Annotated in this window: 2 protein-coding genes; both read right to left on the bottom strand. The window is 38.7% G+C overall.

What is annotated here, in order from left to right; genetic code table 11:
- Positions 1–112: 112 nt before the first annotated feature.
- Positions 113–901, bottom strand: a complete 789-nt coding sequence (istB, locus tag HMPREF9420_RS12705; protein WP_004353655.1) for an IS21-like element helper ATPase IstB — start codon at positions 899–901, stop codon at positions 113–115.
- Positions 902–907: 6 nt separating this feature from the next.
- Positions 908–1,684, bottom strand: a 777-nt coding sequence (locus HMPREF9420_RS12700; RefSeq protein WP_007136146.1) for a Mu transposase domain-containing protein, incomplete at its 5' end; no start/stop codon positions are given.

The raw sequence follows: 1,684 nt of genomic DNA, 5'->3' as shown, positions 1-1,684 counted from the left end.
TGGAAAAGCCACACTAATTTGACCCACCCTGTCAAAGTATTTTAGACCCAGTAAAACGATTTATTATTGACCCACTAAATGCCCTGGTCGGGTGGGTCATTTTATTTCGCTATTACTTGGTAATATTCTTTGCTTTTATCTTTCTAAGACTCTCTCCAGTTAGTTCTATTTGATATGAGGTATGCACAATTCTATCTAGTACAGCATCTGCCACGGTAGGGTCGCCTATTGCATCATACCAGTTGTCTACAGGAAGTTGAGAAGATATGATAATCGACTTCCTTTCATGCCTATCTTCTATAATATCAAGTAATATAGGACGCTCTTTTGCATCTACAGGTACAAGGAAGGCATCATCGAGGATTAACAAGCGACATCGCTCTATCTTCTTTAGCTCTGTTTCTAACGTTCCTTTGTTCTTGGCAACCTTAAGTGTCCCCAGCAGCTTTGACATGTTAGCATACATCGTTCTAATACCATTTTTACAAGCATGATAGCCTATAGCTGTAGCGATAAAACTTTTACCAGTTCCTGATGAACCAGTAATAAATATATTGCGTCCTTGCTTGATAAAATCAAGTGAGAGTATTCTCTCCATTTTGTTTTGGCTAAGGTTGCGATTGATATTATAATCTATTTGCTCAGGATAGGTTTTATATCTAAACCCTGCTGATTTTATGAGTCTTTCAATGGCTGCTGCAGAACGATAGTCCCATTCTCGAGATAAGAGCCAAGATAAAAAGGCATCTGGTGTCATCGTATCTGCAATTGTAGTTGTTAGACTTTCTTCAAAGGCAGTTGCCATACCCGTAAGCCTCATTCTATGCATTAAATCAAGAGATAACTGATTCTTATCCATTTCTTGCACAATAGGTGCTGTCTTATTATTATTTAGTTCCATAGTTGTTTACTTTAATTGTTTGCTATTATTGGATAATTGCTTTGAGAAATAATCCTTGCCTCGTATGTTCTTATGAGTTTTTGGTTTATATTCAGGAGATAGCTCCATATTATCTTCATCCATAGATATATAGGGAGCATCATCACCCTTCTGTAGTATATCCTTTATCTCATTATAGCCATAGCGTCGTCCTTCCGAGGCACAGTTACAAGCTGCTACTAGACGAGCCATGCCATACTTCTTCTCCAGCGACATGATACCACGGCAAGAGCGGAAGGCTTTTGGTGGATATTTCATCTGCGTAGCGACTTCCTTGAGATAAAGCAGAAGGATGTTGTCTATTTGCCCTGCCCGTTGATATATTTCCTCCAAATCCTTTTCAAAGCTACCATGATGACCAGGAAGATTATGTGCATCTTTCTGTGAGTAGGTATAGGGAGTATCATCTCGCTGATGGATGGTAACTAACTTTAACCCATAGTAGATTTGAACATTGTCATTATCGTAAATAAGCTCCATACGTTTGCCGATATACTCTGTTGGAACACTATAACTATGCTTTCTTAGCATAACGAAGCTATTAGCCATGACAGTAGCAGACTTTCTAGACTTCATCTGATAGCGAGCGGTAGGAAGAGGACGAAGAAAATCTTTTTCCATTTCCTCAAATAGTTCTTGACGGGATTCCTTACGCCCACTCAATCTACGGCTGTTAAATGCTTCTAAAGATGTGCGTATAGCAACATTAAGTGATTCTAGATTATGGAAAATTTGCCCTTCAAT

It is taken from the genome of Segatella salivae DSM 15606, from assembly GCF_000185845.1.
In the GTDB taxonomy this organism is placed as follows: domain Bacteria; phylum Bacteroidota; class Bacteroidia; order Bacteroidales; family Bacteroidaceae; genus Prevotella; species Prevotella salivae.
This window is presented reverse-complemented; position numbering and strand designations above follow the sequence as displayed.

Bases quoted from the DNA above. Each gene is read 5' to 3' on its own strand.
- istB (WP_004353655.1), bottom strand. From the start codon at position 901: ATGGAACTAAATAATAATAAGACAGCACCTATTGTGCAAGAAATGGAT.